The 22,030-nt window shown below is 40.0% G+C and carries 23 protein-coding genes and 2 pseudogenes; 3 read left to right on the top strand and 22 right to left on the bottom strand.

Features of this window, described 5'->3' with window-relative positions; translation table 11 throughout:
* Positions 1 to 215 precede the first annotated feature (215 nt).
* The 3 genes and pseudogenes from F944_RS06585 to F944_RS06595 all read right to left on the bottom strand — a co-directional run.
* Positions 216 to 830, bottom strand: a complete 615-nt coding sequence (locus F944_RS06585; RefSeq protein WP_004988456.1) for a hypothetical protein — start codon at positions 828 to 830, stop codon at positions 216 to 218.
* Entirely contained in the window at positions 823 to 2,316 is a 1,494-nt protein-coding gene (locus F944_RS06590) for an alkaline phosphatase (protein WP_004988458.1), read from the bottom strand. Before F944_RS06590 ends, F944_RS06585 begins: the two co-directional genes overlap by 8 nt.
* Positions 2,313 to 3,233: pseudogene (locus tag F944_RS06595) on the bottom strand (alkaline phosphatase); the annotation flags it as partial. The gene F944_RS06590 and the pseudogene F944_RS06595, both read right to left, overlap by 4 nt.
* On the opposite strand from F944_RS06595, the pseudogene F944_RS06600 reads away from it, so the two are divergent.
* Positions 3,231 to 4,020, top strand: a pseudogene (locus F944_RS06600) (integrase core domain-containing protein); the annotation flags it as partial. The pseudogenes F944_RS06595 and F944_RS06600 sit on opposite strands and share 3 nt — an antisense overlap.
* 24 nt (positions 4,021 to 4,044) lie before the next feature.
* Here F944_RS06600 and F944_RS06605 read toward each other — a convergent pair.
* Together F944_RS06605 and F944_RS06610 are read right to left on the bottom strand one after the other, a co-directional pair.
* Positions 4,045 to 5,952: a bifunctional metallophosphatase/5'-nucleotidase gene (locus tag F944_RS06605; RefSeq protein WP_004988464.1), complete on the bottom strand. Its 1,908-nt coding sequence runs from the start codon at positions 5,950 to 5,952 to the stop codon at positions 4,045 to 4,047.
* A 233-nt stretch (positions 5,953 to 6,185) separates the two neighbouring features.
* Complete coding sequence (locus tag F944_RS06610; protein WP_004988465.1) at positions 6,186 to 8,642, bottom strand: ExeM/NucH family extracellular endonuclease; 2,457 nt, start codon at positions 8,640 to 8,642, stop codon at positions 6,186 to 6,188.
* A 304-nt stretch (positions 8,643 to 8,946) separates the two neighbouring features.
* Here F944_RS06610 and F944_RS06615 point away from each other — a divergent pair, with 304 nt between their 5' ends.
* On the top strand, positions 8,947 to 9,189 hold the full coding sequence (locus tag F944_RS06615; RefSeq protein ID WP_004755870.1) for a hypothetical protein: 243 nt from the start codon (positions 8,947 to 8,949) through the stop codon (positions 9,187 to 9,189).
* Positions 9,190 to 9,523: 334 nt separating this feature from the next.
* Here F944_RS06615 and arsH read toward each other — a convergent pair whose 3' ends face one another.
* From arsH to F944_RS06685, 14 genes are all read right to left on the bottom strand, one after another.
* Positions 9,524 to 10,228 carry an arsenical resistance protein ArsH gene (gene arsH / locus F944_RS06620; RefSeq protein WP_004988468.1) on the bottom strand — a complete coding sequence of 235 codons (705 nt, stop codon included), beginning with the start codon at positions 10,226 to 10,228 and terminating at the stop codon, positions 9,524 to 9,526.
* Between the two features lie 9 nt (positions 10,229 to 10,237).
* Complete coding sequence (gene arsB, locus F944_RS06625; protein ID WP_004988470.1) at positions 10,238 to 11,278, bottom strand: ACR3 family arsenite efflux transporter; 1,041 nt, start codon at positions 11,276 to 11,278, stop codon at positions 10,238 to 10,240.
* Positions 11,279 to 11,289: 11 nt separating this feature from the next.
* On the bottom strand, positions 11,290 to 11,760 hold the full coding sequence (locus F944_RS06630) for an arsenate reductase ArsC (protein WP_004988474.1): 471 nt from the start codon (positions 11,758 to 11,760) through the stop codon (positions 11,290 to 11,292).
* Positions 11,761 to 11,766: 6 nt separating this feature from the next.
* Positions 11,767 to 12,087, bottom strand: a complete 321-nt coding sequence (locus F944_RS06635) for a metalloregulator ArsR/SmtB family transcription factor (protein WP_004988477.1) — start codon at positions 12,085 to 12,087, stop codon at positions 11,767 to 11,769.
* Between the two features lie 195 nt (positions 12,088 to 12,282).
* Positions 12,283 to 12,522: a thioredoxin family protein gene (locus F944_RS06640; RefSeq protein WP_004988479.1), complete on the bottom strand. Its 240-nt coding sequence runs from the start codon at positions 12,520 to 12,522 to the stop codon at positions 12,283 to 12,285.
* A gap of 18 nt (positions 12,523 to 12,540) precedes the next feature.
* Positions 12,541 to 13,563 carry a permease gene (locus F944_RS06645; RefSeq protein ID WP_004988481.1) on the bottom strand — a complete coding sequence of 341 codons (1,023 nt, stop codon included), beginning with the start codon at positions 13,561 to 13,563 and terminating at the stop codon, positions 12,541 to 12,543.
* 56 nt (positions 13,564 to 13,619) lie between these two features.
* Positions 13,620 to 14,054: an arsenate reductase (glutaredoxin) gene (gene arsC / locus F944_RS06650; protein WP_004988483.1), complete on the bottom strand. Its 435-nt coding sequence runs from the start codon at positions 14,052 to 14,054 to the stop codon at positions 13,620 to 13,622.
* Positions 14,055 to 14,250: 196 nt separating this feature from the next.
* Entirely contained in the window at positions 14,251 to 14,439 is a 189-nt protein-coding gene (locus F944_RS06655; protein ID WP_004988485.1) for a hypothetical protein, read from the bottom strand.
* Between the two features lie 24 nt (positions 14,440 to 14,463).
* A complete protein-coding gene (locus F944_RS06660; RefSeq protein ID WP_004988488.1) occupies positions 14,464 to 14,799 on the bottom strand; it encodes a carboxymuconolactone decarboxylase family protein in 336 nt (111 codons plus the stop codon).
* A 55-nt stretch (positions 14,800 to 14,854) separates the two neighbouring features.
* Positions 14,855 to 15,250, bottom strand: coding sequence for a rhodanese-like domain-containing protein (locus tag F944_RS06665; protein WP_004988491.1), 396 nt, complete (start codon positions 15,248 to 15,250; stop codon positions 14,855 to 14,857).
* 100 nt (positions 15,251 to 15,350) lie between these two features.
* Entirely contained in the window at positions 15,351 to 16,133 is a 783-nt protein-coding gene (locus F944_RS06670; RefSeq protein ID WP_004988494.1) for a sulfite exporter TauE/SafE family protein, read from the bottom strand.
* A 66-nt stretch (positions 16,134 to 16,199) separates the two neighbouring features.
* Positions 16,200 to 17,072, bottom strand: coding sequence for an MBL fold metallo-hydrolase (locus F944_RS06675; RefSeq protein ID WP_004988496.1), 873 nt, complete (start codon positions 17,070 to 17,072; stop codon positions 16,200 to 16,202).
* A gap of 2 nt (positions 17,073 to 17,074) precedes the next feature.
* Positions 17,075 to 17,491 carry a DUF6691 family protein gene (locus F944_RS06680; protein ID WP_004988498.1) on the bottom strand — a complete coding sequence of 139 codons (417 nt, stop codon included), beginning with the start codon at positions 17,489 to 17,491 and terminating at the stop codon, positions 17,075 to 17,077.
* Between the two features lies 1 nt (position 17,492).
* Positions 17,493 to 17,909 (bottom strand): YeeE/YedE family protein, encoded by a 417-nt coding sequence (locus tag F944_RS06685; protein ID WP_004988500.1) that lies wholly within the window; start codon positions 17,907 to 17,909, stop codon positions 17,493 to 17,495.
* A 120-nt stretch (positions 17,910 to 18,029) separates the two neighbouring features.
* Between F944_RS06685 and F944_RS06690 the strand changes: the two genes are divergently transcribed.
* Positions 18,030 to 18,341, top strand: coding sequence for an ArsR/SmtB family transcription factor (locus F944_RS06690; RefSeq protein WP_004984482.1), 312 nt, complete (start codon positions 18,030 to 18,032; stop codon positions 18,339 to 18,341).
* A 256-nt stretch (positions 18,342 to 18,597) separates the two neighbouring features.
* Here F944_RS06690 and F944_RS06695 read toward each other — a convergent pair whose 3' ends face one another.
* The 3 genes from F944_RS06695 to F944_RS06705 are packed head-to-tail and all read right to left on the bottom strand — an operon-like array spanning position 18,598 to position 21,750.
* Positions 18,598 to 19,311, bottom strand: a complete 714-nt coding sequence (locus tag F944_RS06695) for an ABC transporter ATP-binding protein (protein ID WP_004988501.1) — start codon at positions 19,309 to 19,311, stop codon at positions 18,598 to 18,600.
* Positions 19,304 to 20,527, bottom strand: coding sequence for an ABC transporter permease (locus tag F944_RS06700; protein ID WP_010588864.1), 1,224 nt, complete (start codon positions 20,525 to 20,527; stop codon positions 19,304 to 19,306). Before F944_RS06700 ends, F944_RS06695 begins: the two co-directional genes overlap by 8 nt.
* Entirely contained in the window at positions 20,524 to 21,750 is a 1,227-nt protein-coding gene (locus F944_RS06705) for an efflux RND transporter periplasmic adaptor subunit (protein WP_004988507.1), read from the bottom strand. The genes F944_RS06700 and F944_RS06705 overlap by 4 nt, the downstream gene beginning before the upstream one ends.
* Positions 21,751 to 22,030 lie beyond the last annotated feature (280 nt).

Below are 22,030 nucleotides of genomic sequence, written 5' to 3' on the forward strand. Positions count from 1 at the left end.
GCATCTAAAATCATTTGTAAAATAAACTCATTAGATGCTGTAACACTGAAGATATGAGCGGTACAAAGAATATCGCTAGTGACTCATAAATCCGTGGTGATTTACTCAATCAATTTCAATCTGATGAGTGAACAGATTCTGTCTATACTGAGTTGTACGACACTATAGGCTGCAGTTTTTTGAACATATAGAAATATATATGCTTTCTGAACAGATCAATCACTAAAGTCATCATACTGTTTTAAATTAAGTTTATACAATTTGTCCCAATCCATTTCTTGAGATGGTAATGGCTTTACTTGGAAAGAGTTATAGCCTTTATGATGGGTAGATTTATAATTTGTAACAATATCGCGTTGACTATCATAGTCTAGATGAATGTACTCATTTTTTATATTGTTCTTCGGTGTTGTTGATTGTGGTAAAAGAGAGGAGTAACACTCCCAACAATTACGAAAGCCCAAAATTTCCTGATTAATCTCATGAAGATGAATACGTTGATTTGCATCAAAGTCAATTAATTGAATGGTCAAATTCTTGGTTCTAGGCTGCTTAGCTACCCAGATGGACATGTTTGAAATATCAAAATGTTGATGCTTGCCTATATCGTTATAAGAGTCACTAGGCAATCTATTTAAACGTTTGATAAGAATGTTGCCCTGATCACGAATCATCAGATTTGAATATCGTTCAATTCGTGTAATACCATCATGACCTTGCTGTAGGTTTTCATAATCAATTTGAAAATGTTCAGCAGCGCGTGCGGAAGTCACAGGGATCCATAAAATGATCAACACTAAACTGAATACGGATTTACATTTATTATTCATGATCAGTAAACCCTAGCGCCTTGATTATTTGTTGAAAGACCCAGGTATTATCCTGAGTACCTTTGAATAAATGAGCATTTTTCCCATCAGCAAATAACATTACATCACCACCCCCATGTGTTTCAGACCGATTAAGTTGTACACCAACAGCTTGTTGGTAATTATCATCAAATACCTGAGATTCAGTTACACTTTGCTTAATATTTTCTCTTTGCCGCTTACCATTGCCAAAAACTAAGACGGTATTGGTATTACCATTCACGTCAAGTGAAGGAGCATGTAGTTTGCCATCTGCCATTTTTTTAGCTAATGCATCTGGTTGTGTTGTTATTTTATAGTGATAATTTAAACCTAAAATACCTGGCTGATTTGGCGTGGTCTTTCCTGTTAGCGCATTGTACCCATTAAAAGTCATGACATGATCATGGTCTGCAGTGACCACAATTAAGGTATTACTGAGATCTACCTGCTGTATAGCTGCATGAATGGCATCATCAAAAGCTTTAGTTTCATGTAATGCGCGTTTGGCATTATTGGCATGCAAAGCATGATCAATACGTCCCGATTCCACCATTAAAAACCATCCACGTCCCTTAGACTGTGCTTCAAGCATTTGAATAGATTTTAAAGTCATCTCAGACAAACTCGGTTGTTTCACAATATTTTTGTTGATTCGATCTAGGTCATAATGCAGATGAGACGTCGCTGAAAATAGCCCCAGAATTTTTTGATTAGGATTAGCTTGCTGAAGGGCTGATGCTGTTTCTACATATTGATACTTTTGAGTTTGCATTTCCTGAATTAAATGTCGTTGATCAGCACGGCCCTGTGGATTGTTGATAGCATGGTAAGGTGTCCAATGGTTACGACCACCCCCCATGAGTACATGAATCCCCTCTTTAAGTTTTGGGTTATACCCCAATCCATTTGGTACTGCCTGTACTGCAATATCAAACTTTGCATCACGATGACAAATATGAGCATAGGTTGCCGCAGGCGTTGCATGGGTTAACTCTGCAGTGGTCACCACACCAACCGCTTTACCTCGTTGTATTGCTAACTCTAAAAGAGATGGAACTGTTTGTTCAGGTATTCGAGGTTGGCATAAATTAATGGCGTTATGAATACTCTGACCATTCGCAAGTTTTAAATCTTTGGGTTCTTTTGCGAGAGTGCCTGTAGGCATGGAAATCACATCATTTTTGTTTTTTAAGCCCGTCATATAGGCACCCATAGATGGAGCACTATCTGTAGTTTGTGCATCTTCAGAATAAGTTTTAATGCGAGCACTATGTTTTAGGCGATCTATTGTAAGCTTACCAGCCTCACCAACTGCGTAAATCCGACTTGCGGTTACTGTCGTAGGTCCCATCCCATCGCCAAGAAAAAAGATAATATTTTTTGCAGGAGTATTAGATGGTGGATCAGCCATTACAGATGTACAGCCACATAATGAAATCAACAACATACTGAATTTAGATTTCATTTCTCAAATCCCATAATCTGATTAAGTCGAAAAAAGACGTCAATATTTTCCAAACTACCTGAAAATTGATCTGAACCTTGACCTATTGCCCCTAGAAAAACATCTGTGCCACCATGGGTCTCAGAATCCTTAAAACCAGTTTGGATAACGGCCTCCTGCTGAAAATCATCTGCAGCTGCACCTGTACACCATCCCTGATAGGAGGGTGTATAACTAAATGTATAGGATGAGGTATTCATCACAGGACGACATTCATCATCATCACGTAATTGAGTTACCGAATCATCATTTCGATTTAGAGTTGGACGCTTTTTCCCATTGCCAAAACTAATGACTGGATAGGGATTACCATTAATGTCTCGTGTTAATCCATTTTGGTTTTTTACAAGTCCGAGTACACTGGTTTGCTGTCTTGGCAGATAAGGGCCGGTACGCTCTACATAGCCATTCAACATGAGCGTGTGATCATGGTCGGCAGTGATGATAATTAAACTATTTTCGAGCAGAGGATCTTTAATTTTCAGAAAATCAATGGTTGCCTGTAGTGTGTCATCTAGCGCAATCACATCCTGAAGTGCTCGTTTTGCATTGGTATCATGCAATGCATGGTCAATCCTCCCGCCTTCAACCATCAGAAAAAAACCCTTGGTATTAGATGAAAGCTTCTGTAAAGCTATTAAGGTCATTTCCTTCAGGCTAGGTTCATTTATCTGTTTGTTTTGACGGTCTAGATCGTAATTTAAGTGGGAGTCATTAAAGAGGCCTATGATTTTGCGCTGATCTGCAGGATCTAAACTGTTCAGCTGACTACGATTTTCAACAACTTGATAGCCCTGTTTTTTAAGTTCTTTTAAGAGATTACGACCATCTTGGCGTTTCCCTCCAGACTCTGTTGGCAGGAAGTGGCGTTTCCCTCCCTAATATTGGAAATGCGCTCGGCTAGAAATCTGGGTGCTCGACGTTTGCAAACAGAATTGATGAGGCTGCACGGAGTCTCATTGTCCTTAGCGACTATCCATAAAGTACTATCCACCCATCAAGTCAAACCGATTTAAAAAATTCCATCGTAAAGTAGATTTCATTCGTTATGAGCGCCCATTACCAGGCGATAGAATTCAAATGGATACCTGTAAATTGGGTCCTGGGCTATATCAGTACACATCTATCGATGACTGCACACGATATCGCGTTTTAAGGATATATAAACGCCGAACAGCAGCGAATACGCTCGACTTTTTAGATTGCGTAATTGAAGAAATGCCTTTTCCCATACAGCGAATACAGACCGATCGTGGGCGGGAATTTTTTGCTGAAAAAGTACAGAAAAAATTGATGCAGCATGGAATCAAATTTAGGCCAAATAAACCAGGTTCACCTCATTTGAATGGCAAGGTAGAGCGTTCTCAAAAGACTGATAAATCTGAGTTCTACGCTACTGTCGATATTAAATCTGAAGATATCCAAGACAAGCTAGCCGAATGGCAGCATTACTATAACTGGATGAGACCACATTCAGCTTTGAAAGGTAAAACACCGATGGAAAGGTACTTTGTATTATGTGAAGAAACCCCTTTCTCTGATGAGGTCCAGAAGCAATACAACCCATCCAATGAACGGATTCAACACGCCAATTACAAGATGGATTTAGAGATCGCTAAATTGAAATGTATTAGTTCAGACTTGATCCAAGTCAGCCATTTTTAGCTGACTTGGAAGAGCGAAATCAATTTATTCTTTATAATTTTGAGTACTGTAAAACTCAGTCGGCAAGCGTTTGAGTCCTTGAGTGCTTTTTGCGTACTGTAAAAATGCCTCAGCATAATCTAGTCCGACTTCCACACGACGTTCACCCGTAATCTGTTTAAAACTGTCATAAAAGTCTTGACCATCTGCAAGGAAATTAATGGTAATGACTTGATAGGTTTGGTTTGGATTTAAAGTTTCATATAGCCCTTGAGCATTGCGAACTTTTAAGTTTGATACACGCTCACCTTTATTTTTGGATAAATCTACATCCCACTGTAAACCACCCGCATAAGGATAGCTGCCCGTATTTTTTTTATTCACGACACCATCCATAGCATCCTCGAGTACATTTTTGATCTCTTGACCCGTCGCCTTTAACTGCACCAGCGTATTTTTAAATGGCAATACCGTATAAATTTTCTCTACACTAATATCACCTTGAGGCAAATCTACTCTCACCCCACCCCCATTTTGGATAGAGATATCTGCGGCAAAAAACTTTTTACCCTGCTGCAAAAAAGCTTCCGCAACGAGCTGTTGCACATCACCACCATGCAGATTGGTAAAATCAGATTTATTACAAATATCCCCTAAGCTAGAACGTGATGCGTCTCTTGTTGTTCCTGGCACACGACGCAAACATAAATTTTCTTCAGCTTTAGCCACAATTTCTTTACCCAATAAGTTTTTAGCAACTTTATAAGGTTCTAAAATGCTTAAAGCGGTGGCGTCAGGTTGCACCATGATCAAACTATTACTACGCTCAATATCTTGATGAATAGCATTGAGCTCGGCACTGCTCAATACTGGCGCATTTTGAGCAGTACGTTTAAACTCATTGCCTATTAAAATATTGGCTTTGCCCGTACAGGCTTCAACTTTACCATTCGCATCAAAATTGACTTTAAGTTGCCCCACTGCATACGCGTATTGCCAAGCTTGTACCACACAAACTTGATCGCCATCTTTGTTTTTCACCACAGTTGGATAATCACCTTCTGGGCTCATTCCATAATCCTTTAGCTTTGCATCTGCCAATAAGGTATGTGAGTCGCCCCCCACAATAACGTCCACACCAGAGAGTTGTGCAGCCAAGGTTTTATCCTTTCCATAGCCTAAATGAGACTGCACAATAATTTTATTTATGCCTTCTTGTTTGAGCTGATCGATATATTTTTGAGCAGTTGTTAATTCATCTTTAAAAATCGTATCTGCATTTGGTCGAGAGGCATTTTTAGTTTTATCCGCAATAGATAAACCGATCAATGCAACTTTTTGCCCTTCTTTTTCAATAATGGTATATGGCTTCACAAGTTCTGTTTGGTAGAGCGCTGATGTTTTTCCAAACTCGACATTCGCACTTAAGACTTGGGTTTTATTTGTACAATTACCTTTGTTATTTAAGAACCCAATAAATTTATTTAAACCTTCATCGGTATTATCAAACTCATGGTTGCCTAGCGTTAATGTATCGAAACAAACTGTGTTCATGAGATCTGCCTCTGCTTCACCTTCTTTTAAAGTAAAGTAAAGGTCTCCCGTAATGGCATCCCCTGAATGAATTTTGATTGGGTTTTTCTCAGTGCTCGCCAAACGGTTAATCAATGCTGTCACGCGTGCAAAACCACCATTTGCAACCTGGATCTCTTCGCGCTGACCTGACGAGGTTTCAAGCTTTAATTTGATGCTTTCTTCATCTAAATGTGAGTGGCTGTCATTTATGTGCAGCACATTAATTTCCAGTGGTTTGGGTTGAGCGACAGGACTTAGGTCGGTATTGTCTTGACTATCATTATTACACCCAACCAAAAATAGACCAGAAACGACTAAACCGCAGGTCAAACTCGAAACATGCTTGGTTTTATTTTTAAAAATCACGGCTATCCCCATGTGATCATCATTTAAACCTTTATCATGTCGTCCTGCAGTTTCAATCTCATGACATCCTCACTTTTTTCTCATTATTTTTATAACAAATGGTTTAGATTATAATTATTTAATAATCATGCATTTGATTAAGATATATTCATTTTTTGACGCAATAAAATAGGGAGAAATACAAATTTCCCCCTATGATCACAATTATCTAATCAATTTTTAGATTTATCCGTGCTTGATTTATCTCAAAATTTACGTCTGCGCATTGTGGTTGCTAAAACTAACCCCGTTAAAGTGAGCATTGACCATAAGCCCATACTGCCGCCACTGGTTTCGCCTTTATCCATATTGCTTTCTTTCTTATCATTTAAATCCATATCGACAATTACAGGATCATGATCGGAAGAACGGAATGCGTCATCGCTATAAAATGCTGAAATTTGCTCAGCTGTTTTATATTCTTCGTTATAGTCCACAGCTGTCGGCTCATCCGCATTGATGTGCCATGCAAATGCTCGTTTCACCATTGGATATAAGTTTTCATCAGCAATTGCATGGTCTAAGTTCCCAGAACCGCCATTGCCGTTGGCATCACTTGCGACACCAAAAATATAACTGTACGCAGATTTACCCTGACCAATTTTTTCATCATTCAGCAAAACTTTATAATTAGCTTTTTCCAATTCCAGTATTGGATCCTCTTTTGCATAGCTATTCATATCACCGACCAGTAAATAGTTCGGGGTATTGACCTTGGTTGGATTGGTTGCAATCCACTGCATCAATTTTTGAACTGCAGTTAAACGCGTAGAATTCCAACAACCTTGACCATCCCCTTGGTCAGCATCTAGAGAGGTTTTATCACTAGGGCAACTTCCTTTAGATTTTAAATGATTTGGCACCATAGTAAAAACCTTACCGCCAGATAAAGCTTGGAAAGTCTGCGCCATGGTGACTCTGTTCTTTTGAGACAGATCGTCATAGACTGCGGCATCGCCCACGGTCTTAACACGCTTGCTGTTATAAATAATGGCAACCGCAATCGCATCTGTTCCTAACGTTGTCATCTTGGGTGGAATAACATATTTCCAATCAGCACCTAAAGCTTTGGTGAGATAAGCGACTGCACTTTTCTCATCATATCCATTATTTGCGATTTCCATTAATCCATAAACGTCTGCATCAATTGCTTTTAAAGCGCTTACAATTTTCTGATGCTGCTTATTGAACTCAGCTTGTGACGTTGCACCACGTTCTGTAGGGAAACCTTGTGCTGCTCCATTATCATAATTTAATACGTTAAAAGCAGCGGCACGAATTTGCCCAGAATCTTTTGCTAACACTGGTGCTCTTGAATTAGTTTCTCTAATAATTTCAGGCTGTGTTTTATTTAAAATTGGCTGAATACGCCATGCATTGAAGCGATATTCCAAAATCCCTTCGACATTTTTCAATTGATCGCCACTTCTTAAAGTATTTACTGCACTGAAGTTTTGCGGCAGCCATGGCGTTCTATTTTGATTGTTATAGCCATCATCCAAGATAATTTTTGATAATAAATTTTGTTTGGCCAAATTGACTGCTTCAGCAGATTTCGCAGGATATAAATTGGTTGGAATATACAAGCGCCCTAAACTTAATGAAAGTTCACCAAATCGCCCATAATTATAATTTTCACTGATGGTTAAAGTCTGCGGTATCTTGACCAACATGCCTTGATAGCGTTTAGGCGTATTCCCTTGTACATCCGTCAAACTTGTGAATGGTAATTGTAAAGGAGTTGCACTCACCAGACTTTCTGCCTGCTGATTACAGGTTTGGATATTACTACTTAGCTGATCGAGCTGTAGCTGATTTTGATAAGCACTTAGACGCCCCTTAAAGATAACTTCTTCACCTACTTTCCCGCCAGTCACAGTACTACTTGCGGGTAAGTAAACAAAGATCGCATTGCTTAATCCAGTTTTGGCTTTGCTATCTGGGGTTTGAATATAGAACCCTGAAAAACCATTTTGATAACGATAGTCAGCTGTGATAATACCGCGAACAACGTATTGTTGATTCAGTGCAGCAGTTTGTAAGTCTGCAATTGGAGTATCTGCAGTACTACACACTACTTCAGTCAATGGCGACTCAGTATTTACTGCACCCAAATTACTATTGAATGCATTTCGATCAGACCATTTAGACCACTCACTGTCTAAATCAAATGTTGCTGTAGGATCAATCGAAGTTACAGGATTTGAATTTTTAGTACGTGACAAACTATTTTGGTAACTCGTAAATGCCGTCCCCCAACCAGAACCTGGGTCTTCTCCCACTCGACCAAAACGATCAATTGGCGTACCTTTATAGAGCAGAACTAAAGCATCATCTCCATTAAATGAAAGCCCCGCCTCTTGATTGACTTTAGTACCAATTTCGGTCTGTAATTCTGAGCGGCCAATAATATACTTTGCTTTACTCGCAAGTGAGCCTTGTAATGAAAAAGTCGCAGACTTGGTGATCGATCCATTACTAAATTGATGAATTTCATAATCAGCTAAATTGACTGTACTACTATCAGGATTATAAATTTCTAAACCTTTACGATTAGCAGAACCGTCAATATATTGACTGAACATCAGCTGTGCATAGCTTGGAAATGAACAGCCTAACAAAGCCAAGCTGAGACATAAGGTATGTGGTTTTAAAGTCTTCATGTTTTTTAAATGTTTGTTAAAATTGCAACTAGACTAATTTTTGTATATGACATCACCATGAATAATTAATGACAGTTTTTCGGACTATAGGCTGTAAATCAAAAACCTTTAGACTCAGCATTAAAAGCTTTTTTAATAGTTTTTCCTCCAAATCTATCCAATTAGATTTGATCTACAACATTTAGTTCAATAATACTCAATGCAGCATCTACCCCAAAGTACCCGAAATGCAACTGTCATCAATTTGTAATAAAAATCGATTATAATTCATGTGATATTGCAACTTTTCTTTGCGAGTTTATAAATGTCAGACAAAATCAGCTTAAACTATTTAAATGAACTCATTCGTAATGCTGAGAAAAAAGATAAAAAAATTGACAAGATCTTATTAGGCTATAAGGCGTATTATTTTTTTATGTCTGACAGCGAATTCCATAAAGAAGTCACTAACTCTGCCCTTTCACCAAGTAAACGTAAATATAAAGACTATAAAATCAAAGTGACTCAGGACGAATATCAAATTGATTTAAAATTTCAGGAAAAATAAGCAGGATTGCTCTAATTCTCAGGTTTAAACTCTTTATTTATTGACAGCCATTATGATTAAAGCATCAAAAAAGACAATCTAGACATTAGATGACCTGTTGTACTTAAGATCGTTACCCGCCAATTCAACATCATCTGATACAATCAAAATAACGTTTCACGTATCCTGTGAACTCCTGTTTTCTGACCAAATAGCACTCCGATAGTGTCCTCTTAAAATTTATTGGACACTATCGTGGTATTAATGAGTTAGAAAAGTGGGGCTCAGCGGATGCTTACGATTAAACAAACGATCGAGCCATCCGTTACCCTGCTCACACCATGACGAATCAGCTTTAAAGATTACGCTGATTGACTCGTTTAGACAGTTCTTCAGCCGATTCTTTTCGCTCCGTATAACGGTTGGTCAAATAGGCACTCTGACCGCGAGTCAGCAAAGTAAACTTGTATAGCTCTTCCATTACATCAACAATACGATCATATAGCGATGAAGGCTTCATCCGTCCTTCCTCATCAAACTCCAAAAAGGCTTTAGGAACAGAAGACTGATTTGGAATCGTGATCATCCGCATCCAGCGCCCAAGAGTTCGCATCTGGTTTACACTGTTAAATGACTGTGATCCACCGCTCACTTGCATCAAAGCCAATGTTTTACCCTGCGTAGCACGAATAGCTCCTGCAGCAAGTGGAATCCAATCAATCTGTGCTTTAAAGATTGAGCTCATCGAACCATGCCGCTCAGGCGAACACCAAACCATGCCTTCAGACCAAGCCAACAATTCATGCAGCTCTTTAACCTTTGGATGTTCCAGATCACCATCTTCAGGTAAAGGTAAACCTTTGGGATGAAAGATTTTAACCTCACAACCAAAACGCTCAAGAATTCGCCCAGCTTCCATCACAGCTAGGCGGCTATATGAACGCTCTCTGTTTGAGCCATATAGCAATAAGATACGTGGTGGGTGACTTAGTTCTTTAGCCTGCACTTCCGCAAAAGTTGGTGTCGGTAAAAGATCAGATTCAAGATTAGGGAGTGTCATCTTTGCCTCTTAAGAATTTGGATAATATTTTTTCTTCAGCCACAAGGATACGCTAACCAGTGCAATCAGCACGGGCACTTCAACCAATGGGCCAATAATCGTAGTAAAGGCAATTGGTGAAGCCAAACCAAAGGTAGCAATCGCAACGGCCAACGCTAACTCAAAATTGTTACCTGCTGCGGTAAATGAAATTGCGGTGGTTTTGGGATAGTCATTCCCCATCCACTTACTCATGAAAAAGCTGACAAAGAACATCACGACAAAGTAAAGCGTCAATGGAATTGCAATCCGCAACACATCCATTGGCAAACTCACTACATCACCGCCTTTCAAGCTAAACATGGCTACAATGGTGAATAACAAGGCCAATAAGCTGAGTGGACCAATTTTGGGTAGAAACTGATTCTGATACCAGTCCAGACCTTTGGCTTTCACTAAAGATAGACGCGTCAGGAAGCCCATCAGGAATGGAATCCCCAAGTAGATAAGGACAGCATTGGCAATGGTCCAGAAATCAACATTGATGACATTCCCTTCTATCCCAAAAAATGGCGGCAGATAGGTCAGGAAGAACCAGGCATAACTGCTAAAGAACAGAATCTGAAAAATGCTGTTAAATGCGACCAATGCAGCACCGTATTGATTGTCCCCGCATGCCAGTCCATTCCAGATCAGTACCATGGCAATACAACGCGCCAAGCCAATCAGAATCAGACCTGTCATGTATTCTGGATAATCACTCAAGAAGACTATCGCCAATACAAACATCAGCACTGGCGCAATCAGCCAGTTCTGAATCAGAGAGAGCGCTAATGTTTTTTTATCCTGAAATACTTTGGGCAAAGCTGCATAATCTACTTTGGCTAATGGTGGATACATCATCAAAATCAAACCAATCGCAATTGGCAAGTTGACTGAATTTACACTCATTGCGTCCAATGCGACGGATGCTTGTGGAAATACCACCCCAATCGCAACACCCAGTGCCATGGCCACAAAAATCCATAGCGTCAGGTTACGATCCAAAAAGGATAATCCTGGTTTAGACATGATCTGCTCGCTTAAAGATGGGAAATTTGATTAATTTCAGCAATAAGCTGAGGACGGCTCATGTGATGGGTATCTAATGCAAAAAGTGCATCTAAGCGTTTGTTAATATGTTCTACAGTACTTAAAAATGCCTGTAATTTTTCTTGTTCAGGCAAATCTAAATGTGATGGATCAGATAGACCCCAATGTGCTTTGATTGCTCCTCCTAAATACAACGGACAAGCTTCTTGTGCTGCCGCATCACACACGGTGATGACGACATCGGGCTGATACTGTTCACAGGCATCAATCGTTTTACTCGACAAACCTTCGGTAGACAAACCCAGGTTCTGTAAAGTCTGAATGGTTAACGGATGAACTTGGCCAGAAGGTTTACTTCCAGCGCTATAAGCTACCCAACCTTCAGGCGCTCGACTATTAAACAGAACTTCAGAAAGAATACTGCGACAACTGTTACCCGTGCACAGAAACAAAAATTTCATAAAAACTTACTCGCAATGGCTCTGAATCGATAGAGCTGAGGGATCAAATAACACGGGAACATTGCTACGTTTAAGTGTATTCAGAATTTCAAAGCACCATTCAGGTAGTTGTGGGTTAAGACTGTAATACACCCACTGCTTTTGCCGACGGTCATTCAGCAAACCACTTGATCTTAACAGGGCTAAATGCCGTGAAATTTTTGGTTGGCTTAACTGGAGTTTATCTGTCAAATCACAAACACATTGCTCTTCGTTTTCTGCGATAAGCATGACAATACTGAGACGTGTTTCATCAGATAAACATTTAAAAAACTGAACGTGGTCCATAACTGCTCCCATTCCATTATGCAAATATACACATATCCATATATTCAGTAAAGAGTACTCATTATAAAAGTATACCCATATCCGTATATGCTTGCCAGAAAGGGAAAAATTTAAAACTTCTTAACATCTCAAGACACAAATAAAAAAGACCCGTGGCTTATGCCACAGGTCTTTTTTACAGTTTTCCACATACACTTATTTATTTTTTTCAATCAACTCCACAATGGCTTGTGGTTCCAAAACTTTGCCACTTGAAACGATTTGATTATCTATGATCAGACCTGGCGTACTTAACAACCCTGTTTCAGCAATTTGCATCATATCAGTTACATATTCAATTTCTGCCTGAACACCCGTACTTTTTACAGCTTCTTCAGTTGCAGCCAATAAGGCTTTGCATTTACGACAACCTGTTCCTAAAACTTTAATTTGCATCTTTATTCTCCACACTTTTTATAAAAACCAATAACCCAAAGTATTCAGGCTATAACCAACAATCAAGATTCCCACAAAAACAATCCCTACAAACAGGCTCAATAAACGGGTTTTCACCACTTGTTTTAACAAGATTAGCGATGGCAGAGAAAGTGCGGTGACCGCCATCATAAACGCTAAAACCGTCCCCAAGCCAACGCCTTTAGTCACAAGTGCTTCTGCAATCGGCAAGGTGCCAAAGATATCCGCATACATTGGCATTCCGAGAATCGTGGCAATCAGTACGGAATACCAGTGTTCCTGACCAAGTAAGGCGGTAATCCACTGCTCAGGAATCCAGTTATGAATTGCCGCACCAATCCCGACACCTATCAAGACATAAAGCCAGACCTTACTAAAAATGTCTGTCACCTGTTCCCAAGCAAATGTACGCCGCTCTTTTGCAGTCATGCTGAAATCTTCATCGTCACCTGAGATTGTTTGATGATGAGTCACAAATTCAGCCACATACTTTTCCATTTTCAAGTAGCTGATTAATGACCCGCCGATGACTGCCAGCACTAATCCAAGTAACACATAGACCAATGCAATTTTCCAGTTAAAGATACTCGCCAATAAAATAATTGAAGCCAAGTCAACAAGTGGTGATGAAATCAGAAAGGAAAAAGTGACGCCTACCGGAAGTCCTGCACGGGTAAAACCAATAAACAACGGAATCGAAGAACATGAACAAAATGGCGTAATAGTACCGAGTAATGCCCCCATGATATTGGCTTTGATTCCTGTCATCCGACCTAAAATCAGCCGAGTACGTTCTGGAGGGAAATAGCTTTGAATATAAGATAATGTATAGATCAACACTGAAAGCAGAATAAAGATCTTGAATACATCATAAATAAAGAAATGGACACTACCACCCAACCGGGTTGCAACGGATAAACCAAATACATTTTCAACGAACCAGCGCACCCCATCCGAGAGCCAGGTCATTTTAAGTAGAACATCATTTAACCAAGCAAAAATTGCGACAATGTTCTCCATTTAGATCTCCTGCTCTACACTGATACAAAGTCCAACAGCGTCTGGGGTTTCACCTTTTATTTTAAGCGTCTGCCTTGCTCATCAATGATGACTTCACCATCTTCTTTAGCGAAAGCTTTTAATTGCGGCAAAGGTAGAATATCTAGCACTACTTCAGATGGGCGACATAAACGAGTGCCCAAATCTGTCACGACCAAAGGACGGTTAATCAGGATGGGATGTTCAAGCATAGCATCAAGCAATTGCTCATTTGTCCAGTTCGCATCGTCTAAATTAAGTTCAGTATAAGCATCTACATTTTTGCGTAACACATCACGAACACTTAAACCAGAGTCCTGAATCATTTTAATCAGCTGATCTTTTGATGGTGGCGTAATCAGATATTCAATTACTTCTGGTTCGATCCCCGTGTTGCGAATAAGCGCCAAAGTGTTACGAGACGTGCCACAGGCAGGATTATGGTAAATTTGAACTTTTGGCATTTGATCCATGAGTATAATCTCTTAAACAGACAGCCTTTTATATATGAATATTCGAATATACGCAATATGGAATATATGATTAACTACAAGTACCAATAAATAAGAAAAGCTCCTGAATCAATCAAAAACCTCCCATTTAGGTATTTCTGAAACGGTGTCAATTAAATTAAGAAGCTAAAGCTTCTTTTCGGATTCTCAACTCACATTAGGAACATCCCTCATCTAACAAACTGCTCCAAGTCAAATAAAGGATATTTCTCCCCTCACCCTCTGCTATAGCAAGAGTTTTTCCCACAATTGGAACCTGATCTGCTATCTGTTGAATAAAATGATTGGGCGAAATGCCATACAGATCCTGTGTTTGCGAATAAAGATTATCCCAGTGCTGATTCATATCGTTTCCCAATGATTGAAAAAATTAAGCTGTGAATTCTTTAAATGCTTCCAATGCATTAGCGGCATACATCAATGAAGGACCGCCCCCCATATAAACTGCAACACCAAGCACTTCCTCTAATTCTTGCAATGTCATTCCCATTTTGACTAGGGTTCTGACATGAAAACCTATACATCCATCACATCGTGCTGCAACACCAATCGCTAAGGCAATCAGTTCTTTTGTTTTAGGATCAATAACACCATCTCGCATTGCAACTTGTGACAATTGATTAAAACTTTTCATTAAATCAGGAGAATCCTGCGCTAATGTCTTTAAACTGCCTGAAATATTTTGAGTTAATTCTTTGTACTTCATGATTTTCTCACTTGAATGTCCATAAACTTAAGTTAGACTTAAAATAGAAATCTAGTTATTTCTCTACTGGATAACCCTGCTCTAGCCATGCTTGGAATCCACCCTGAACAGATTTCACCTGAGTAAATCCCATATTCTGTAAAGTATCTGTAGCCAGAGCTGATCGGCCACCCGTCCCACAAATCAAATAAATCGGCTGATCTTTAAGATATTCTAGTGCTTGCAAGGTATCGCAATGATGGCTCGCCACAGGATGCTGGTGAATTCTCATTTCTAAAACACCACGAGGATAATTCACGGCTCGGTCTATCGCTGCCGCCTGAAATTCATCCGGTTCCCGAACATCAATCAGAATGGTTTTATGGTTTTTCATGGCTTCAAGTAAGCCGTCTACCGTCACTTCTTGAATTCGGTTTTTTGCCATTGAAATTAATTGTTCTGCTGTTTTCATTACTCTTTACCTCTTCCCATCTTTAGAAATCTGGTCTCTGATTAAATATTCATGTCTTTAAAATGCAGTTTTTAAATTTGGCTCTAATCTCTTGCTTGTATTAAGTTATGATGACTGTAGAAATTAAATAAAATGCTACGCTTATGACAGTTATGGCAAAAACCTTTTGGATTTGACTATTCTTAACTAAAGGCATCAAACTTCGACCAATCAACATCCCAGCCATGCAAGCTAAAACGAAAGTCAGCGTGACCGAAACGGGGTATTGAAAACCATCTAAAATATGAGCTGAAATGCTGACACCACCTATCAGGAAAATAATCATCAACGAGGTCGCAACAATACTGCGCATATCAAGATCAGTTACTTTACTCAGTACTGGAACAATCACGAATCCCCCACCTACCCCAAGCAAACCAGTCAATAAACCTGCCACGACACCAATGGCACCGAGAGACAATGCAGTTTTCATGTTCCAAATCAGACGACCAGTTGTTTGGTTAACTTTACACAGCACACCTGCATGGTCATTCACTTTTTTAAAAAAAATCCGGTAAGCAACCACGAGCATGACTAAACTGAATGCTAAGGTAAGCCATACAGGAGAAATTATTCCTCCCAGATGCACACCATAACGTGCTGAAGGAATGCTAATCAGTGCAATCCAAAGCGCAGCCCGATAGCGTACTATCTTCTTAAATAAGCCTTCAAATGTTCCAACCAAGGCAGATAAAGTGACTGCAAGCAAGCCAACAGGTGCAGCTTGTGCGACCGTCCATCCTTGACTTGCCATCAGTGCGGGTACGGCCAGAATGCCACCACCAGCACCGGTTAACCCAAGCAAACCACCGATGGCCAGTCCTTCAAGTATTAGCATCCACATCGCTAGTGCCCGCCCTCTATTACCAAACCAATTAAACAAAACTTGTTGTTTAATCTTAAAATTTGCCTATTTGAAGTAATTCAGTGGAAGTTTTAAATAAGAAACACCATTCTCTTCGGGTTCAGGGAATTGTCCTGCTTTCATATTGATCTGTATCGAAGGTAAAATCAGTTTGGGCATACTTAAACCCGCATCGCGTTTATTACGCATTTCAACAAAATCATCTTTGGTCGTGCCGTCGTGAATATGAATATTCTGATTTTTTTGAGTCTGAATATCCGTTTCACACATATAGGTATCGCGCTTTTCTGGCAAATAATCATGGCAGAGAAATACACGTGTTTTCTCAGGCAGTTGATACAAACTTTGTATTGAATCAAAAAGGATTGATGCGCTCCCCTTCGGGAAATCACAGCGCGCTGTTCCATAATCTGGCATGAATAAGGTATCACCCACAAACACGGCATCACCCATGACATAACTCAGGCAAGCAGGCGTATGTCCCGGTGTTGGAATGTTATAGGCTTTCAATGTTCCGATTTGGAACGACTCATGATCTTCAAATAAATAATCAAAGAGCTGCTGGGCATTCCATTGTTTAATATCCAGATGATAAATCGCACCAAAGGTTTCCTGTACAATGCCAATTTTCTGGCTCATAGCAATCTTGCCACCTAACTCAGCTTTGAGATATTGTGCAGCAGTCAGATGATCAGCATGTACATGGGTTTCGAGAATCCACTCAACCGTTAAACCCTGCTCTTTAATATAGGCAATAATTTTATCGGCATGAATAGTGGATGTACTTGCTGATGCCGGATCATAATCCAGAACGCTATCAATAATGGCGCAGGCTTTGGTCGCCGGATCACGTACAACATAACTGAAGGTATTGGTATCTTCGTGAAAAAAATCTTTTACTATAGGTAAGTTTGACATCGTTAAGCTCCTGACCATTTACGGTGAATCCATACACCCAGCAGCATTGCTACAATAAAATAGAGCACTTGATAGTGGCCCAAACCTATCAAGGTGAAACTTGGTGCCGGACAGATGCCGGCAATACCCCAACCTGCACCAAATAAAACCGCACCCGTCATCAGTTTCTTGTCTATCTGATTATTTATGGGTAAATCAATAGATTCATTGAAGACCGTTTTTGGTTGTGCTGCACGTACTGCTTTCTGGAAAGGAATAAAGGCCACCGCAATCGCGCCCATCATCACAAAGGCCAGGCTGGCATCCCAATTACCAAACAGATCCAGAAAGTCGAGTACTTTTTCCGGATTAGACATGCCTGATACCATCAGCCCCACAGAGAACAGTGCACCAAATAAAAAGGCAAACACATTTTTCATTTTAGAATGCTCCTGTGATATGACGGATAGTATAAACGGTGACAAAACCTGTAAACATAAAAGTCATGGTCGCGATTATAGAACGCTTAGACAGGCGACTGATGCCACAAATTCCATGACCACTGGTACAACCCGAACCCAGACGTGTCCCAAAACCCACCAGTAGACCTGCCACAATCATCATCAGTGGGCTGGCATTCAATTCGATTTCAGGTTGTACAAATAGACCATAAATAAACGGTGTGAGAATCAAGCCTGATAAAAACCAGATTGCAGGTGTTTTAAACATGGATTTTGAGTTTAATACTTGCCCAATCAAACCACTGATTCCTGCAATACGGCCATTGACGTAAAGATAGCCAACCACGGAAAGCCCGAGCATTAAGCCGCCAATAAATGCGATGAGGAAGTCATGCATGATGAATCAATCTCTATACAATATACTTTTTTATATTATATAATAAAAAATATTAATCAAGCAGTTTTATGGTAAATTATGTAAACTGCACGGGCTACATCAAAAGTTGTGAGGACATTTATGGATATGATTGCTGAAAATGCCAAAATTGATTTTTCTCAAGTCGATTTCGTCAGCCAATGCCTGAAAGTTTTGGCCAATCCTGATCGCCTGAAAATCTTATGTGTCCTGGTGGATGGGGAAATGAATGTTCAGGAAATTGAAGAATCCACTGACATTCATCAACCTACACTTTCACAACAACTGACTGTCCTACGTAAGGCTGACATGGTCAGCACACGACGTGAGGGTAAACAGATTTTCTATCGTCTGAGTGATCCCAAGGTCTTAAGTTTGATGCAAAAGCTGTACGAGCTGTATTGTGCGAATTAATCCGCTTAGTACAGCCAAAAAGAAATGATCAGAAGCAGTAAACCTTTGTTTTTTTAATACTCTTAATATTGAAAAATCTTGTACTCATTTTTTCTCTAGATTAGATTTAGTGAACTAAATCTGAAAAATATTTTATTCAAATTACACAGGGTTATAATTTATCGATTTACAAGTTTGTTCTTATATCGTGCTAGAATTTTGATGTCTACTCAATGTTTCGAACTGCTTTTACCAGAAGAGTGATCTACATTCCGGCTCATTCCATCTCGTGTTTGGAATCACTCTGAATTCTCCCATCCACCAAATTAATCGTTCGATCACAGGTCGCCGATAATCTAGGATCATGAGTCACCAATAAGACTGCACAGTCATGTTCGCGATGGACTTTACGAAATAATTCAAACATTTCCGCAGCAGTTTGAGTATCCAGATTACCTGTCGGTTCATCGGCCAACAATAGTGCAGGCTGAGTAATCAGTGAACGTGCAATCGCTACGCGTTGCTGCTGCCCTCCAGAAAGCTCATTAGGTTTACGGTCAGCGAACTTATCTAACCCTACAGCGGCCAATAATTCATGGGCATATTGCAACGCAGATTGATCTGGCTTACCTTGCTTCAGCATTAATGGCATGAGTACATTATGTAAGGCAGTAAAAGCCTGTATAAGATGATGGAACTGAAACACAAAACCTATACTATTGCCTCGTAATGCTGTCCGAGCCGTATCATCCATACGGCTTGTAGCCTGCCCCAACAAGTACAACTCACCACGACTAGGCTGATCTAATAAGCCGAGAATATTCAGTAAAGTACTTTTGCCTGAACCAGAAGGACCAATTAATGCAGCAAAGTCATTACGTTGAATACACAGGTCAATTCCATGTAATACCTCCACTTCATTAGGCTGCCCAACATTGTAAGACTTTCGCAATGCTTCTAAACGCAGTACTTCCTGAGATGGATCAAACATGACGAATTGCCTCCACAGGATCAAGTGCAGCAGCCCGACGGGATGGTATTGCAGCAGCCAAAATACCTGTCACTGTCGCCAAGAATAATGCCGACAAGATAAGCTTGATTGAAATCGAAATATAAAACAAGCCGGGACCAAACTGATTAAATCCCCAGATCAAACCATAACTGACTACACTACCAAGCATCGAACCAAGCAGACCAAAAATTGCTCCCTGAAACAAGAAAACTCTTAAAATTTGTGCTTGTGTCGCCCCCGTCGCACGTAAAATACCGATTTCCCGAGTCCGTTGCACCACACTCACCGACATCACACTGGCAATGCCAAAAGCGACTGAAATCCCTACAAAAACAATAATCATGTTTGTAGAAAGACTTTGAGCGGTAATCGCATTCATTAATTGAGCATTGGTTTCAATCCAGCTTTCTGCTTTTAATCCTGTCAGGCGTCCAACTTGTGAGGCAATTTGATCCGCCTGAAAAATATCCTGAATCGTCAGATCAATCACGGTCACGCCGCCCGGCAAATTAAGTAAAGATTGCGCCTGTTTCAAATCTAGATAGACATAGCGCGCATCCAATTCACGCACGCCCAGTTCAAATATCCCAGAGATATTCACCACCGCATTTTTCTGTTGCCCAGTATCTAACCTTAATTTGCTCCCGACTTGCACACCCAAATCTTTGGCCAATTGACGCCCAATTAATACATTATCCGCACTGACTCGTAGTTCACCACTCACCATATATTGCTTTAACGGAATAATTTGTCGATAACGTTCAAGATTGATACCAACCAAAGCAACCGATTGAATCGCCTCTCCACGCTGTACAAATGCAGGACCAGAGATCACAGGAGAAACCGCAGTCAACACCGGTAAATGATCTAAAGTCCCAGTAATCTGCTGACAATTATTAATAGAACGTAAGCGTTGTGCACGCTGATCTTCTAGTAACAACTGAAGTGTTCCTGCTGCTGGTGGCACAATATGATTCACCTCATCTGGTGAGAGCAAACGAATATGCGCTTGTGTCCCTATAGTCCTTTCTACAATATTCGATTGTAAACCCTGAATTAAGGCGCTAATGAACACAATGACCGCTACCCCCACCGCGACGCCAATGGTAATCATCATCGACTGTGTGCGACCCTCTCGCAAAAAACTGATTGCGATGGTCCACTCGGTCCAAAGTCGCCTAAAAAAGTTTTTCAATCGAATTTCACCGGTAATTCATTTTTGCTATTTGTAGGATCCGTTTGACTCTGGAAAACACGTTTAGTTTGCTCTATTCGGACACGAGTTCCATCTTTAAGCACCGATTCTGCATCGGTAAGGACGTGATCACCTTCTTTCAATCCAGCTACAACTTCAGACATAACCAAACCACGTAAACCCAGTGTGATAGGATGACGTTGAATTTTTCTATCTCTTACTAAAATAACCATAGCCTTGTTGCCACTTATACTGCTTAAAGCATCATTTGGAATGACCAAGGTTCGCTCGCGCTTGTTGGTTTCAACATTTACCGATACCGTCATGTCTTGACGCAAAAAATCAGGGACTGGATCAACTGTTAATCGAACGTCTATTGTGCCACGTTGAGCATCAATACTTGGGGCAATAAAATTAATATGGGCAGGAAAAGATTGATTTGGATAGGCATCTGCAATCACTGCTGCTTTTTGTTGTAAAGCCAGCAGTGGTAAATTTCGTTCATCAAATGGCACTCGTATTTCAGTCGCACCATCCAGTGCAATAGTGAAGAGAGTCTGACTCGGTTGTACCAGATCCCCTGGCTCAACATTACGCGTTAAAATAATACCTGAAACTTCTGCACGAATTTTGGTCTTGGCAAGTTGCGCTTGTAGTGCAGCAAGTCGTTCGCGTAATTTTGTCTCTTCAACTTTATTTGGGGCAAGTGAAGCAACTTTTAATCGAGCTGATTCCAAATTATTACGGGCGAGTCTTTCTGCCTCTATCGATTTCTCCCTTTCCTCTGCTGATAATATTCCTGATTCGGTATTTCGTCTGCGTAACGCCTCTCTTTGAGCCTGTTCTAATTGTACTTTGGCATTCGCTAAATCAACTTCTGCTTGCGGGCGTCTAGTGGTTTCGAGTTCTTTTAATTCAGCTTCTGCCTGCCGCACTTGCGCTGAAATTTCATCAGATTTCAGTACTAAAAGAATATCCCCTCGAGAGACCCGATCTCCCTCTTGAACCAAGCGCTCAAGAACAACCCCTGTAATTTCACTACCAATCTGAGTCCGAGATACTTTCTCTACCCGTCCTGAAGCAACAACTGTCTGAATCAATGGACTAGATACGACTTCATAACTAGGTAACAATGGTCCTTGCCACCAGCGATATATAGCAAAACTGACGAGCAAAACCAGTAGTATGATCATGATCCAAGGCTTATAACGGGTAACAAGCAATTCCATTCTCCAAGCCAGATTAAAGAAAAGTTTTTGAATTGAATAATTAATGTCTAGTTAAATATATATGAAAATTTAGTTACAACACACCAAATTAAAAAAGCACACCATTTTTATTAAATTATTTTCTCTTACTGTTATAGTTTTTTCATAATTTTGATTAAAAAAACAAACAAGAAATAAACCTATATTTCTATATATTTCATAATTTTATATAAAATAATAACACGTTTTAGACTTTAACATTCCAGCTATCAATAACGTAATACATAGCCATATT

This window comes from Acinetobacter ursingii DSM 16037 = CIP 107286, from assembly GCF_000368825.1.
GTDB classification, from domain to species: domain Bacteria; phylum Pseudomonadota; class Gammaproteobacteria; order Pseudomonadales; family Moraxellaceae; genus Acinetobacter; species Acinetobacter ursingii.